Origin of the sequence: Streptomyces canus (genome assembly GCF_001514145.1) — a bacterium.
Classification (GTDB): Bacteria; Actinomycetota; Actinomycetes; order Streptomycetales; family Streptomycetaceae; genus Streptomyces; species Streptomyces canus.
The window spans coordinates 39,396-53,014 of the sequence record NZ_KQ948656.1 but is presented as its reverse complement, the minus strand read 5'-3'; the positions used below and the strand labels follow the sequence as shown (position 1 = coordinate 53,014).

16 protein-coding genes and 1 pseudogene are annotated in these 13,619 nt (G+C 69.3%); 10 read left to right on the top strand and 7 right to left on the bottom strand.

The features are described 5' to 3' along the window. Nucleotides 1–4: 4 nt before the first annotated feature. On the bottom strand, nt 5–637 hold the full coding sequence (locus AQJ46_RS00280; protein ID WP_225887192.1) for a DUF2461 family protein: 633 nt from the start codon (nt 635–637) through the stop codon (nt 5–7). 424 nt (nt 638–1,061) lie between these two features. On the opposite strand from AQJ46_RS00280, the gene AQJ46_RS00270 reads away from it, so the two are divergent. Then, complete coding sequence (locus AQJ46_RS00270; protein WP_208616846.1) at nt 1,062–1,508, top strand: SRPBCC domain-containing protein; 447 nt, start codon at nt 1,062–1,064, stop codon at nt 1,506–1,508. Continuing rightward, nucleotides 1,505–1,849: an ArsR/SmtB family transcription factor gene (locus AQJ46_RS00265; protein ID WP_059203614.1), complete on the top strand. Its 345-nt coding sequence runs from the start codon at nt 1,505–1,507 to the stop codon at nt 1,847–1,849. The genes AQJ46_RS00270 and AQJ46_RS00265 overlap by 4 nt, the downstream gene beginning before the upstream one ends. 17 nt (nt 1,850–1,866) lie before the next feature. On the opposite strand, the gene AQJ46_RS51485 is transcribed toward AQJ46_RS00265, so the two are convergent. Continuing rightward, nucleotides 1,867–2,705 (bottom strand): IS5 family transposase gene (locus AQJ46_RS51485; protein ID WP_404828346.1). Its coding sequence is split into 2 segments (ribosomal slippage): nt 1,867–2,345 and nt 2,345–2,705, totalling 840 coding nucleotides; the frame shifts between segments, so codons are not numbered across the junction. A 544-nt stretch (nt 2,706–3,249) separates the two neighbouring features. On the opposite strand from AQJ46_RS51485, the gene AQJ46_RS00250 reads away from it, so the two are divergent. From AQJ46_RS00250 to AQJ46_RS00235, 4 genes are all read left to right on the top strand, one after another. Continuing rightward, nucleotides 3,250–4,308 (top strand): YihY/virulence factor BrkB family protein, encoded by a 1,059-nt coding sequence (locus AQJ46_RS00250; protein WP_059203612.1) that lies wholly within the window; start codon nt 3,250–3,252, stop codon nt 4,306–4,308. A 178-nt stretch (nt 4,309–4,486) separates the two neighbouring features. Next, complete coding sequence (locus AQJ46_RS00245) at nt 4,487–4,906, top strand: phage holin family protein (RefSeq protein WP_079072043.1); 420 nt, start codon at nt 4,487–4,489, stop codon at nt 4,904–4,906. Next, a complete protein-coding gene (locus tag AQJ46_RS00240) occupies nt 4,903–5,373 on the top strand; it encodes a DUF3618 domain-containing protein (RefSeq protein ID WP_059203610.1) in 471 nt (156 codons plus the stop codon). Before AQJ46_RS00245 ends, AQJ46_RS00240 begins: the two co-directional genes overlap by 4 nt. Next, the gene (locus tag AQJ46_RS00235) at nt 5,370–5,636 is read left to right on the top strand and encodes a DUF4235 domain-containing protein (RefSeq protein ID WP_059203609.1); all 267 of its coding nucleotides are present in this window, start codon (nt 5,370–5,372) and stop codon (nt 5,634–5,636) included. The genes AQJ46_RS00240 and AQJ46_RS00235 overlap by 4 nt, the downstream gene beginning before the upstream one ends. 383 nt (nt 5,637–6,019) lie before the next feature. Here the strand turns inward: AQJ46_RS00235 and AQJ46_RS00230 are convergent, their stop codons facing one another. Then, entirely contained in the window at nt 6,020–6,823 is an 804-nt protein-coding gene (locus AQJ46_RS00230) for an NAD(P)H-binding protein (RefSeq protein WP_059203608.1), read from the bottom strand. A 63-nt stretch (nt 6,824–6,886) separates the two neighbouring features. Here AQJ46_RS00230 and AQJ46_RS00225 point away from each other — a divergent pair, with 63 nt between their 5' ends. Continuing rightward, a complete protein-coding gene (locus tag AQJ46_RS00225) occupies nt 6,887–7,573 on the top strand; it encodes a helix-turn-helix domain-containing protein (protein WP_225887190.1) in 687 nt (228 codons plus the stop codon). Between the two features lie 317 nt (nt 7,574–7,890). On the opposite strand, the gene AQJ46_RS00220 is transcribed toward AQJ46_RS00225, so the two are convergent. The 3 genes and pseudogenes from AQJ46_RS00220 to AQJ46_RS00215 all read right to left on the bottom strand — a co-directional run bounded on the left by AQJ46_RS00220 (nt 7,891) and on the right by AQJ46_RS00215 (nt 8,926). Next, nucleotides 7,891–8,235 (bottom strand): hypothetical protein, encoded by a 345-nt coding sequence (locus AQJ46_RS00220; RefSeq protein WP_059203606.1) that lies wholly within the window; start codon nt 8,233–8,235, stop codon nt 7,891–7,893. A 34-nt stretch (nt 8,236–8,269) separates the two neighbouring features. Further along, a pseudogene (locus AQJ46_RS51480) lies at nt 8,270–8,431 on the bottom strand (IS5/IS1182 family transposase); the annotation flags it as partial. Next, nucleotides 8,432–8,926, bottom strand: coding sequence for a DUF6233 domain-containing protein (locus AQJ46_RS00215; protein WP_225887189.1), 495 nt, complete (start codon nt 8,924–8,926; stop codon nt 8,432–8,434). A gap of 87 nt (nt 8,927–9,013) precedes the next feature. Here AQJ46_RS00215 and AQJ46_RS00210 point away from each other — a divergent pair, with 87 nt between their 5' ends. Continuing rightward, the gene (locus AQJ46_RS00210; RefSeq protein WP_059203605.1) at nt 9,014–10,021 is read left to right on the top strand and encodes a DNA polymerase Y family protein; all 1,008 of its coding nucleotides are present in this window, start codon (nt 9,014–9,016) and stop codon (nt 10,019–10,021) included. 569 nt (nt 10,022–10,590) lie between these two features. Here AQJ46_RS00210 and AQJ46_RS00205 read toward each other — a convergent pair. Then, the gene (locus tag AQJ46_RS00205; RefSeq protein WP_225887188.1) at nt 10,591–10,908 is read right to left on the bottom strand and encodes a hypothetical protein; all 318 of its coding nucleotides are present in this window, start codon (nt 10,906–10,908) and stop codon (nt 10,591–10,593) included. A gap of 289 nt (nt 10,909–11,197) precedes the next feature. Here AQJ46_RS00205 and AQJ46_RS00200 point away from each other — a divergent pair, with 289 nt between their 5' ends. Next, complete coding sequence (locus AQJ46_RS00200) at nt 11,198–11,494, top strand: hypothetical protein (RefSeq protein WP_059203603.1); 297 nt, start codon at nt 11,198–11,200, stop codon at nt 11,492–11,494. A gap of 653 nt (nt 11,495–12,147) precedes the next feature. Further along, nucleotides 12,148–13,431, top strand: a complete 1,284-nt coding sequence (locus AQJ46_RS00195) for a SpoIIE family protein phosphatase (RefSeq protein WP_225887187.1) — start codon at nt 12,148–12,150, stop codon at nt 13,429–13,431. Nucleotides 13,432–13,619 lie beyond the last annotated feature (188 nt).

The following is a 13,619-nucleotide window of genomic DNA, read 5'->3' as shown; positions in this document are numbered from 1 at the left end:
AATGTCAGGCGGCGCGCTTCACGTGGCGGACCAGCCACATCAGCAGGGCGTCCAGGTCGGCGGCGGCCGAGAGGACCCGGTCGACCGCCTCGGGGGTGTGCAGCCACTCCTCGCAGCCGAGGGGACGAGCGGCGATCAGCGAACGGTGGCGCAGCAGGTTCGTACGGGAGTGGTCCGTCGGATAGCCGCGCGGGGGTCGTTTCATCACGTCCCCGGAGATGTCGTATCCCTTCCTCCGTACGTCCTCGACGATGACGGACAGTTCGCGGCCGCTCCTCTCGGAGGCGACGGCTTTGCGGAAAGTGTCCACCTGACCGGGATCGGGGTACCACCAGGCGCCCTGGATCCGCAGGCCGTCCAGGGAGAACCGAAGACCGATCTCGATCTTGCGGCCGAGCCGGATCACCGCGCCCTGGTGCTGCCACCACCACGAGTTGGTGCGGTAGTGCCAGACGGAGAAGTCCTCGTACCGCGGGTCGGTGTCCGCGAGTTCGTTGAGCAGGGCGATCATCGGCTGCCGGACCAGGCGTTCGCGGTCCGCGCGGTAGCGTTCGCGGGTCGCGTGGGTCGGTTCGCCCTGGAGCTGCCACAACACGTCCATGGCCTGCTCCGGCCAGCCGGTGAACTGTCCGCGCATGCGCGGAGGATAGCTCACCCACGATCCGCGCGGAGAGTGAGGCGGGCAAGGAGGCGTAACACGATGCGATCGTCCTGCATGCGACGCGCCGGCCGGATGAGGTCCGCGATCCGGCCGCCGTCGGCTCGCCCAACGAGACGGTGTCGTAGGAGGAGGTCGAGCATGCGCTCGCCCTCGGGCCCGGAGGTCACCGACACCGGCGCCCTGGCGAAGATCTTCGAGACGGAGCCCGAACAGCTGGGCCAGGGGTTCGATCTCATGGCCGCCCTAAGAACTCGTAGCGGAGTGAGTAGCGTGGCTCGAAGCTTGGCGGGACCCAGGCGGCCGCTTACCCGATGCGCAACTGATCGTTTGCGCGCGGGTTCGGGATGTGCAACCTTTGGGTAGCGCATCCGGATGAGATGAGGTTGCAATGATCCCCAACATGATCGAACGCGCGATCCTGATCAATGCCTCCAGGGAACGGGTCTGGTCCGTGCTGAGCGAGCCCGCTTTCCTCGGCCGCTGGTTCGGCAATGGAGAGCCGGTCAAGATCGACCTGCGCCCCGGCGGTCTCCTGGTCTTCGACCACGGAATCCACGGCGTCATTCCCGCCCGTATCCAGACAGTCGAGCCGCCGCGCGTCCTGTCCTGGCGGTGGTCTCAAGGTGCCGCCGGCGAGGAGCCGGACGACTCCAACGCCACTCTCGTCGAGTTCACCCTGACCGAAGACGACTCCACGGGAGGCACCAAGCTCACCATGGTCGAGAGCGGCTTCGCGCACCTCGGGCTGCCCACCGACGAGGCCACCGACCGGCACCGCGCCAACAGCCAGAACTGGCCCGGCAAGCTCGACCAGCTGCGCGCGGACTGCGAACAGACCACGGCATGACCCGCACCTCCGAGGGCGAACAGGCTCCCGAGGACGTCCTGGTGGCCCTGGCCGACCCGATCCGCCGAGAGGTCCTGGCCGTCCTCGCCCGCGAAGGCGACGCAACCTCGACGTCCCTGGCGGCAAGCCTCCCCATCACCCGCCAGGCGGTGGCCAAACACTTGGCCGTCCTCGACCGCGCCGGACTGGTACGCGCCCACCGTGCCGGACGCGAGGTCCTTTACGAAGCCGACTTGCAGCCGCTGAGGCGGACAACACGGTGGATGGACACCCTCGCTACTCAGTGGGAACACCACCTCAACGCGATCAAGGATCTGGCGGAGGGGGCCACTGGGTCCTGAACCCCCGCAGTGCCGCGTCAAAGGCCCGTGGCAGTGCGGAGCCTTCTCCAGCAGATCAGTGCGCATCCCAGGGTGAGGAAGGCTTCGTGGATGTCGTCGCGGATCTCCCAGCGGATCCGCAGGCGGCGGAACCAGTGCAGGTGGGCGAACGCGCGCCCCACAACCCAGCGTTGGGTGCCCAGGCCGGAGCCGTGCTCGGTGCCGCGGCGGGCGATCAGCGGCCTCACGCCGAGGTCCCGGACCAGGCGGCGGTACTTGTCGCGGTCGTAGCCGCGGTCGCCCAGCACCACGTCCGGGCGGCGCCGGGGCCGGCCGCGCTTGCCCCGCACCGGCGGCACGGCCTGGAGGAGCGGGATCAGCTGGGTGACGTCGTTGCGGTTGCCGCCGGTCAAGGTGGCAGCGAGCGGGATGCCGCTGGCATCTGTGATCAGGTCATGCTTACTGCCCGTCCTGCCCCGGTCGACAGGGCTTCGTCCCGTCTTGGGGCCCCCTTTAACGCCCGGATGTGCGAGCCGTCGAAGGCCGCCCGGGAAAGGTCCAGGGCGTTCGCACTGCGCAGCTTCGCGAGGAGCACCTCGTGCAGCCGGGGCCACACCCCGGCCTCGGTCCACTCGGCCAGGCGCCGCCAGCAAGTCATGCCCGAGCCGAAGCCGAGTTCCTGCGGCAGGTGTTCCCAGGAGATTCCGGTGTGCAGCACGCACAGGATGCCCTGAAACACCAGCCGGTCCGGATGCCGCTTGCGTCCCGGATGCCGCGTCCGACGCTCGACCTTCGGAAGCAGCGGCTCGATCACCGCCCACAGCTCGTCGTCGACTTCCCACGGCTTCGGCCGCGCCACCCCGCACCCCCGGATCATCGCGCGGACTCCAGCGCGAGCTGGGCGGTGCGGATCGCGCGCTTCTGGAAGCAGCCGGCCAAGAAGGCGGCAGCGAAGAAGACCACGAAGAGGACGGCCACACGCCGATCACGCAGCGCCTGACCGCAGTTTCTCCACCCGTGCGCGGCTGCGTCACTTTCCGGGAGGAGTGATGTCACTGTGCCGCTGTGTCAGTTGTCGGTGCTGACAGAGTGGGCCGCTCGTTGACATAGGCGTGTCCGGCACGAGCGCGCTGAGGTTGCAGTTTCCAGTCGGAGTCGGCGATCTCTGCGTTCGGGTGACTCCTCCCCCGGCCCAAGCCGGGGGCTTCTCGCTATGCCGCGTTGGCGTGGCGACGGACCAGCCCGGCCCGAAATACGTTGGTGGCTGCCACGGTGTCGGCGTGCGCGTGGTGGCCGCGGGCGAAGAGCAAGGTGTGGGAGCTGGGGTCGCCTCGCTCCGCACGGTGATCGATATCTTCGATCTTGTCACGATATGCGAAGAATGTGTGTATAGGTGGTTCTCGTCCGGATACACGTCGGGAATGGTACGGACGTTGAAACGGAATGGAAGGCACGGCGGGCACAGCGCGACCGACCAAAAGGCCGAGACCGCGCGGGCACCTGAGGCCGGGCCGAATGAGCAGGTGGAGCGGCAGTCGCCGGACAGTCCGACGGATCTGCCCAAGCGCTCCTGGGGAGCGGTACTGAAAGGCACCTTGAAGGAGTTCAAGAAGGACGAGTTGACCGACCGGGCGGCGGCGCTGACCTACTACGGGATCCTGGCGCTGTTTCCGGCCCTGCTGGCATTGATCTCGCTGCTCGGCGTCGTCGGGCAGTCGGTGTCGCAGCAGGTGCTGGACAACATCCAGAAACTGGCCCCGGGCGCGGCGCGGGATGTGCTGAGCAATGCGGTGAAGCAGATGCAGGGCAACGCCGGGATCGGCTCGGTGATGGCGATCGTTGGTCTGGTGCTCGCGGTGTGGTCGGCCTCCGGCTATGTCGCCGCGTTCATCCGGTCCGCCAACGCGGTCTACGACATCCCGGAGGGCCGCCCGGTGTGGAAGGTGCTGCCCGTCCGCGTCGGCGTGACGGCGGTACTGCTGGTCCTGGCCGTCGTCAGCGCAGTGATCGTCGTGTTCACCGGCGCCCTTGCCAAACAGATCGGCTCCTCTCTGGGGGTGGGCGACACGGCACTGACGGTGTGGTCGATTGCGAAGTGGCCGCTGCTGGCGGTCCTCGTCACGACCATGATCGCGATCCTGTACTGGGCGACGCCGAACGCCCGGGTGCGCGGCTTCCGGTGGGTCACCCCGGGCAGCTTCCTGGCACTGGTGATCTGGATGGTCGCCTCGGCCGGGTTCGCGTTGTACGTGGCGAACTTCGCCTCGTACAACAAGACCTACGGCACCTTCGCCGGAGTGATCATCTTCCTGGTGTGGCTGTGGATCACGAACCTGGCGATCCTGCTCGGCCTGGAATTCGACGCCGAAATGCACCGTCAGCGCGCAGTGGCCGGCGGTCACCCGGCCGAACAGGAGCCGTACGTGCAGCCGCGGGACACCCGCAAGTGGGACGAGGAGGACCATCGCCGCCTCGGCTGAGGCGCCGTACCGGCTGCCCGCGGCCGTCCCGGTAGGCGCCGGACCCCATCTGCCGTGGCGACGCATGCTCTGACAGGCGGTGATGCGTGCCGACCCGGACGCACGGACAGCCGATCAGAAGGTGGAAGCAGAGCTGGCCGCTCGGTCACCCGGGCAGCCGCAGGGAAGGTGAGCACTCGTGACAACAGATGGCTCCCCCCGCCCGGGCAGCCCAGCGCAGGAACCGGTGGGTGACCTGGTCCAGCGAGCCTCGCAGCAGCTGTCACAGCTGGTGCGCGACGAGATGCGCCTGGCGCAGGCGGAGATGACCGAGAAGGGCAAGCGGTTCGGCAAGGGCGGTGGCCTGTTCGGCGGCGCCGGGCTGGTGGGTGTGCTCACCCTGCAGGCATTGGTGGCCACCGTCATCGCCGCGCTGTCGCTCGCCGTGGATGTGTGGGTGGCGGCGCTGATCGTCACCGGCGTCCTGGCCGCCGTCACCGCGCTGATGGCGGCGCTCGGCAAGCAGCAAGTCAGCAAGGCATCCCCGCCGGCGCCCGAGCAGACCGCGGACAGCGTCAAGGCCGATATGGCCGAGATCAAGGAAAGGGCACAGCGATGACCGAGGACAAGCCGCAGCCGGGCGAGGAGCCGACGCCTTCCTCCGAGGAGTTGCGTGAGCGGGTGGAGGCGACACGTGAGGACCTCGGCGAGACTGTCGAGGCGCTCGTGTCCAAGGCCGACGTCAAGACCCGTGCCCGGGAGAGGACGACGGCAGTCAAGGATCAGGTCGCTGAGAAGAGCACACAGGTCAGGTCTCAGCTGAAGGACAAGGCCGCGCACGCGGCCCACACGGTGCAGGACCGGACGCCGGAGCCGGTGCGCGCCAAGGCCGTTGCTGCCACGGAGCAGTTCCACGACAAGGCCGTGCACGTCGCCGAGCTGGCCCGGGACAAGGCCCCGCAGCCGGTGCGAGAGAAGGCCGACCAGGGTATGCAGGCGGCGCGGGCCAACCGCGGCCCGCTGCTTGCCGCAGCCGGCGCGCTCATCGCGCTGCTGGTCGTCCGACGTGCCAGGAGGCACCGATGAAAGCCTCGAAAGTCGCCTACAAGCCGGTCGGCATGGCCATGGGTGCCCTCAGCGGTGTTCTGGCCGGCGCGATGTTCAAACAGGTCTGGAAACGACTCGGGCACGAGGAGGACGCCCCCGACGCCACCGATGAGCACCGCACCTGGCGTGAGGTGGTGTCTGCGGCCGTCCTTCAGGGCGCGATCTTCGCCGGTGTGAAAGCCGCCGTCGACCGCAGTGGCGCCACCGCCACCCGCCGCCTGACCGGCACTTGGCCCGGCTGACCGACCGTCGGCGGCCGCCCCGACACCGGCCTGGCGATTACCACCGGTGGTCGCCCTCCCTCAGCGGTGTCCGGCAACCGGCAGCCGCCGGTCAAGGGCAGTGGCAGGACAGCAGACCTGTGGCCTACGGTGCCTCAGCGCGCACCACCCTCGACGAACGCGGACTGCCCGGCGGATCGCAAGGGCGAGAAAGTTCCCGTCCAGAGGGGCGCTGGCCGTAGAGCGCACCCACGCCTGGCAGAAGGCCTCCCATCGACTCGCAGGCTGCTACGGACGCCGGATCGACGTCCATCAACGCCTTCTTCACCAACTCCAGCGAAGCACCAAGGGAGAACGGGCTCTGTCTTGAGCTATCAGGCCTGGCGGCCGTCGGGGGCGGTGGGTTACGGCATCGCCGTGAATGCCTCCCGGTGGTCGCGTGCCCACTGCTCGAACGTGCCTGCCGATCGGCCGAGCACCTTCGGCACGTGGTCGGTGACGTAGGCCGCACCGCCGGCGCGCGCCCAGCCGATGCCCGTGACCATCCCGGCCGGCAACTGGTCGAGCGCATTCGTGTCGGTGATCTTGATCGGCCGCTCCAGCACGCCCTCCAGGATCGCCGCCTGGTCTGCGAACGTCAGCAGCTCCGGCCCGGTCAGGTCGTATCGCCGCCTGTCGTGCGCATCGCTGGTCATGGCGGCGACGGCGACCGCAGCCACGTCCCTCGGGTCGACGATGGCCTGCCGGGAGTCGCCGACCAGGTTCGGTATCGGCTCTCCGGCCTGGATAAGCGCCCGATACCACAAGAAGTTCGAGGCGAAGCTCGGCGGGCGAAGCATCGTCCACACGAGCCCGCCGGCCTCGATCGCCTCCTCCGCGGCGAGGTGCCACGCGCCGACGGTCGCCCCGTCGAACCGCTCGCCGCTGCCGATCGCGGACAACTTGACGATCTTACGGACGCCCGCCGCCCGCGCGGCCGTCACCAGGGCGATGTCGTGGTCGGCGGTCGGCACTGGCGGCACGGTCACGAGGAAGACCGTGTCGACGTCGGCCACCGCGCGCGCCAGCGACACCGGGTCGTCGAAGTCGGCCCGCACCCCGCCGGGCCGCTCGCGGCGGGACATCGCCCGAAACGGCACGCCCCGCTCGGTGAGCAGACGCACGACATGACTACCGATGGTGCCGGTGGCACCGGTAACAAGGATCATGGCCCGACGATGACAGCGCTCTCACGCCACGTGATAGGAAGTTTCGGCACTATCGTGGGCCGCGTGAGTTCTCTCAACGTGCCGCCCGGCCTTCTGCGTTGGGTGGCCGGAATCGATGTGGCCACGGCGGCCGGTTCGGCAGCGGTCGACGTACCCGATCACGCCACCACACTTCTCCTGCGCACCGACAAGCGCGAGCTGATCGTCACGGGCCCCCGCACCCGGGCCGCCTATCACGTCGCCGCGCCCGGCCACTCGTGCGTGCGGGTTCGCATGCGGCCGGGTCGTGCCCAAGCCCTGCTCGGCCGTCCGCTGACTGACCTCGCCGACCGTGCGCTGCCGCTCCGCGAACTACCGGGCCTGGACGTCGACCAGCTCGCCGCTGACCCGGTTACCGCTCTCGAAACAGCCTTGGCCGACCGCCCGGAGCCGTCGGGGCGGCTCGAAGAGGCGGCGCGTCTACTGGTCGGCGCCACTGTCACCGCGACCGCGGCCCGGTTGCACATCAGTGAGCGCCGCCTGCACGCTCTGTTCACCGACGGCACCGGCTTGTCGCCCAAGCGTTTCGCACGCATCGACCGCGTTCGCACCGTGCTCGCGGCCGGTGCGGGCCGATGGGCGGACATCGCCGCGACGGCCGGCTACTACGACCAGTCCCACATGACGGCCGAGTTCCGCCACTTCATGGGTGTCCCACCGGCCGCGTTCACCGCGGGGCGGCGCCCTGCCGCGACTTTGTGCAGTGCCTGAGTTCCAAGGCTGAGCCTTTTCCAACCGGGGTGTGAGATACAGCGGTTGCGGTGACGGAAGAACGAAGCTCCAGGTAGCTGGTCCGTCGACCAACAGCGCCCTTCTCCACCCGGGGTCCTGAGTCCCCACCCATCTGGCCGGGTGGGATCTGTCCACTTCCGCGCTGCGGCTGCTGCGTCGGGGGGTGGCGGCTCAGCGGCTGACCTGCAGCCGCCAAGCGTCGACGGCCTTGATGTACCTGCGTTCCGCCCACACCTTCACCGAAATCTCAGCCGGTTTCCGCGTGGGCCTGGCCCCTGCCGTCTCGCCGGGCGAACTCAGAAATCATGCTGAGGAGGAACGGCTGATCGCACGAGGCTGACTCGCGCGGCTGGTATACGGCAGGGTAGATAGACGAAGCCGTTGCCGTTGTCGAGGAGCAGCCCTTCATCGATGCCGTCCACGGACCAGAGATCGGCCGGCCCACCGGTGTTGTTGATGACCTGGAGGAAGAACCCTGCTTCTTCCTCGCCCCGACAGACGAAGATCCCCTCCACCTCGGGGCGGCGGCTGCCGGCGATTCCCCGTGCGGCGCCCATGCGGGTCCAGTCCAGGCCATGCTGTGCGATCGACCGCCGATTGAGCACGGACGACACGTGGAATAGGTTCGACGTATCAGACACGCCAGGAGTATAGGAGGCCGCGAGGCTTCCATCCTCAGGCCGAGGTGGCGAGCTCCAGAGTCAAGACGGCCTTGACCAGGTCGGTGACGCGGGTGGTGATGCAGCGGAGTTTCCGCAGCAGGCGCCAGGACTTGAGGGTGGCCATGGCCTGCTCGCCAAGTGCGCGGATCTTCGCACGGGCGCGGTTGACGGCCTGTCACGCCAACCCCTGTGACACCCAGTCAGGTTGGAGGAGGCTCACTGGCAAAGGCACAGGTCTCCCGGTGTGATCACGGAGCGTCGCAACCCCGTGTTCACCAGACCCTGTGCTTCTTCTCTCGAGGTGTCCCATCGCGCCTATCTGCGCGACCTCTAAGTCGATGATGTGCAGCTGGGTGTCGGGCTGGCAGTGGGTGCAGGCGCGCAGTCCGTCGGCCAGGAGGCGGCGGGCTTCGTCGCGGCTGACAGGGCGGCGCCGCGAGCCGATCATGTGGCAGGTGCCGGCGTGGACCTGGACGGGCGGCTTGCTGGCGCCGATGCCGACTTCGACGACCCACTCCGGCGTCTGCGGGCGGGTGCGCCGGCCGTGTTCCTCTTCTGCCTTGCGCCGTTCCAGCAGGGCGATCTTGCGGTCGATGCGGTTCAGCCACAGGGCATGCCACACGCGCAGGGTGCGCAGTCGCTCCAGGTCGGGTGGCAGATCATCGAACACGTTTTTGATTCTAGGCCCAAGATCGATGCGCCGTGCCGTCGCGTGTTCGATTTTATGTTCGATAATGTGGTGGGGGAGGTGAGCACGATGAGGACGCGGGCGACGGCGGATGGGCACGGCGTGGTGATGCATGTGCGCTGCGCGGACCGGCTGCCGGAGGAGACATACAGGCAGGTCCTGGAGGAGTTGGCCGGACTGTCGCCAGTGGTGCAGGCACTGCCGCCCACCGCGGCACTGGTAGACCTGCGCGGAGCGCTGCGCTACCACGGCGTCGAGGCCCGCCGACTGGGGGAGGTGCTGCGGGTACGGACGGTCTCCCGCCTGGGCACCGACGTCCGTATCGGTATCGGCCCCTCCATCACGATCGCCGCGACTGCCTCAGGACAGGTTCCCCTGCCGGGCGGGGTCCTGGCGATCGCCCCCGAGGACGTCACCGGCTGGCTCGGGCCGCTGCCGGTCGAGGCCCTGCACGGGATCGGCCCGCGGCAGGCGGCGGCGCTGCGTGACTACGGCATCCACTGCGTGGGCCTGCTCGCCGCGGTACCGTCCGCGACCGTGCAGCGCCTGCTGGGCGGGAAGGCCGGCCGCCTGGCCGCCGACCGGGCCCATGGCATCGACCCTCGCCCCGTCATCCCCCGCGCCCTGCCCGCCACGGCGACCGTGCACCACCGCTTCGATGACCACACCCTGGACGGCGCCGCCGTCCGCGCCGCCCTGCTCGACCTGGTCGTCAGGCTCGGCACCCGGCTGCGCGGCCGCGGCCAGGCCGCCCGCGCCCTGACGCTGACCTTGAAGTTCGCCGGCGGCGGCACCTGGGAGAAGACCCGACGCCTGACCGCACCCTCTGCCCATGAGGACGACCTGCGCCGGCTCGCCTACCAGCTGATGGACGCCGCCGGCCTGCAGCGCGGCCGCCTGACCGGACTCGCACTGAAGGGCGAAGACCTCGTCGACGCCGACCAGGTCGCCTGGCAGCTGTCCCTCGATGACGCCCGCGAGGCTCGCCTCGCCGCCGAAACCGCCGTCGACCGCGTGCGCGACAAGTTCGGGCCAAGCGTCATCGGTCCCGCCGCTGTCTTCCGCCGCGCCTCATGACCCAGCCCCGACCCGCTCGAGGTACGGCTCGCTGCTCGACCCGCCAGGATGCCGCGGCGCGCCCCAAAAGTCACCTCCGGGCCGTCAACGACCCCCTCACCACGCGGGGTCACCGCACGGGCCAGCCACCGCGGCCTCGAACACGACCGACCACCTACATGAGGCCGGCCTGGGACGTCAGTCACATCGTCGGCCACGGCGGGATCCGGCTGCACTGGGAGTAACGCCAGGGCTGGTACTGCTACGTCCTACTCGCACTGCGCCCCCGGGAGGTCATCTTCTGCAGCAGGGCTGCCCGTGCCGCGCACGCCGATCGCCGCGCCGGAGGAGGTGGCCGACGCTGTGTGCAGCTGGCAACGGACACATCAGGGGACATGCAGCCTTCCAACTGGTCTTTGGCCCTCAGCGGGCCACACGGATCGTGAATGGTCCGATGTGGAGAGCCGTGTCCTGGAGGCCATCGGCCACCCCGTTGGGGAGGGGACCAGGACGCACGGTGGCTTGCTCTGCGTGGTTCAGGGGAACTGCGCGGACACCGCACCGGCCTTTCCTCGCTGTCGGTGGTTCGGTCACTGTGATGCCGTGTGGCTCAGCCAGCGTTGCAGGGTGGTGTTGATGCCGGAGGGCAGGGCGCTGAGCTGGTCGATGGCGTCGCGGTCCTCGGGCCGGGGCGGGATGCCGGCGGCGGTGAGCGCGGCGTGCAGGGCCAGGCGGTGGTGGTCGCGGGGGTCGATGAGGATGCTGAGGCGCTCGGAGGGGTTGGGCGGCGGCAGCAGGTGGTCCCTGTCCTGTCCGGCGGAGGCCGGAGGCCAGGCGGTCTCCGCCGGATCGGCGGCGTAGGGGTCGACGAAGGCCTGCGGCGTGTGGGGTTCAAGGGCGATGGTCACGTCGGTCTCCTCCGGCAGCGGGTGGATGTGCAAGGGGAGAGCCGTACACGGCGATCTGCGGTTGCGGTTTCCGGGCGATGTCACGCCGATGGCGTCATCGGCGGCTCATCGTCTTCTCCGACCACCACAGCGGCAAGCCGGCCACGCGTGCAGCCGTTCGTAGGCGCCGGCACAGAGCCCGAGCGCTGCCAGCCCGGCGCTGCACCGTCCACGGGCGTCCACCACCCAGGCCGGGCCTGTCGCCGTCTCCACACCCCTCATTGTCAGTAGCGGCTGGAAGACTGATCGGATGAACGGAGACGAGCAGCTGCTGAACGGCCGCGTCTACGGCGCTGACCACGACGACCCCAACCCCGGCCCGCTCCCGCACCGGACCTACGCGGAACTGATCGGCGGCCCGCTGGACGGCCTGCTGCTGGACATCCATGGCTGGCGAACCGAGGAAGTCGACGACGGCGTTGCCCTGACGACCGAGCTCTCCCGGTGGCCCGGCGGCCGCGCCCTGTACGACCCGCGCCCCGGCGAACCCCGCACACCCGGCCCGGGAGTGAGCTGCCGTTTCTACTACTCCGGCGACACCCCCTGAGCGGGACGAGCTGCTACACGCGGAGTTCGGAGCGGGCGAGCTCCTGGCGGACTTCCCGGTACAGAGTGGAGCGGCGCCTCAGCGAGGAGCATCTTCGAAGGGCTTCCGGACACTTCGACCGCCCGCCACCGTCGCCAGACGCAGCACGCTGGACGCCAGATGCGCCGCCCCGGTCGCCGCGTGCCCGATCTCCGAGGCCAGGAAGCGCTCGGCTTAGGCGGCGGTCCGGGCGAAAGCGGATGTGCAGCTCCGTCGCCCAGCCGACTCCGCGTGCGGGGCAAGGCGGCCTCCATTGCGGCCAGGCGGGCACCGAGCAGGGCGGGCACGTCCTACTCGCTGCTGTCGTCGACCGGGCACATGGTGGCGAGCGCGTTGACCGCCTCCGCCAACCGCCGAGGGCCGGTGTGGGGGCGACTTTGGCGTCAGGGGTGGCAGACCGAGCGCCCGGAGGAACTCAACCTGGGTGCCGCAGGCCTTCTCACCGTCGACGACGAAGGCATTCGCGGGGTGCTCGCCCGGCTCCAGGAGCTGAACCGGCGGCGTCCACACCACGCTGCGTGCCCCCACGAGAAGGACCCGAGATGCGGGGCGCCACGAGAGAACAGGCGATACGTCCAGGTGCCGAGGGCGCCGACGAACGGTAGAACGTAAGGGTGAGGGACGAGACCAGCCCTGCTGAGGGTGCCCGGCCACATCGTGGGGCGAGGCCGGGGATCGACTACAAGGCGCTGTTCGCTGTCACCCCCAGTCCCTGCATGGTGCTGGGCCCGGACCTGGTGCTCGCCGACGTCAACAAGGCGGCCTGCCGGGTGACCGGCCGCACTCGGGAGGATTTGATCGGGCGGTACCTCTTTGATGCCTTCCCTGACAATCCGGCGGACCCGGATGCTGACGGGGTCCGGAATCTGCACGCTTCCCTGCACTGGGTCCTGCGCTCGAAGGAGCCGGACACGATGGCGCCGATGAAGTACGACATTCCCGTGGCCGACCGGCCCGGAGTGTTCGAGGAGCGGTGGTGGTCCGCGATCAACACACCGGTGCTAGGGCCTGACGGGCAGGTGGATTGGATCCTGCACCGGGGGGAGGATGTGACCTCGTTCATCCTCTCTCACCCTCGTCGGCGAGGAGGCGGGGCGCTCAGCGACGTGGAGGCGATGGAGGTCGAGCTGTATGCGCGGGCGCGCGAGCTCCATCGAGTGAACGAGAAACTGCGCCAGGCCCATGCCCGGGAACGACAGGTCGCCGTCACCTTGCAGGAGGCCATGCTCCACTCGCCCCATCTGGCCCGGCACCGGGATACCGCGGTGCGCTACTTGCCCGCCGCCGGGTCACTGAACGTGTGCGGCGACTGGTACGAGGTGGTCGACCTGCCGGAGAACAGATTCGCCGTCGCGGTCGGCGATGTCGTCGGACACGGCCTGGAGGCCGCCGCCGTCATGGGCATGCTGCGCAGCGCGTTGTCCGCCGTCGTCCGGGCTGTCGAAGGGCCCGCGAGAGCCCTGGACGTCCTGGGCCTGTACGCGCGCTACGTGGAGGGTGCGCTGGCCACGACCGTCGTCCAAGCCGTGATCGACACCAGTGCTCGCCGCATTCTGTACAGCAGCGCCGGTCACCCGCCTCCCGTCCTGGTCCACCCGGACGGCACCTGCGATCTTCTGGACCAGGCCACCGACCCTCCGCTGGGGGCCCGCCCCGAACCCGTCCCCCGCGTCCAGGGCGAACTGCTCTACACCCCTGGCGACACCTTCGTGCTCTACACCGACGGTCTCATCGAACGCCGCGGTGAGGACATCGATGCCGGCCTGCAACGCCTCACCGACGCTCTCGCCCGCCATGCCCGCCACAGCCCCGAACGTCTCGCCGACGCTCTGCTTGCGCACCTCGGAGTCAGCAGCGGCGCCCGCGACGACATCGCCCTGATCGTTCTCCGCCTGTGACCGGCACACCGCCGGCATCACGCCACGGGTGCCGAAGCGCATCCACTGAATGTGCCATGCGTCGCGAACAGACCTCGCCAAATGCGATGAACAGAACCGCCCTGACCAGCCAGAACGCGCCGCTCCTATCCAACTGCCGTGCACAGTCACAGTGCCGGATTCTTTCTCGTGCCTGGGCGTGCGAGACG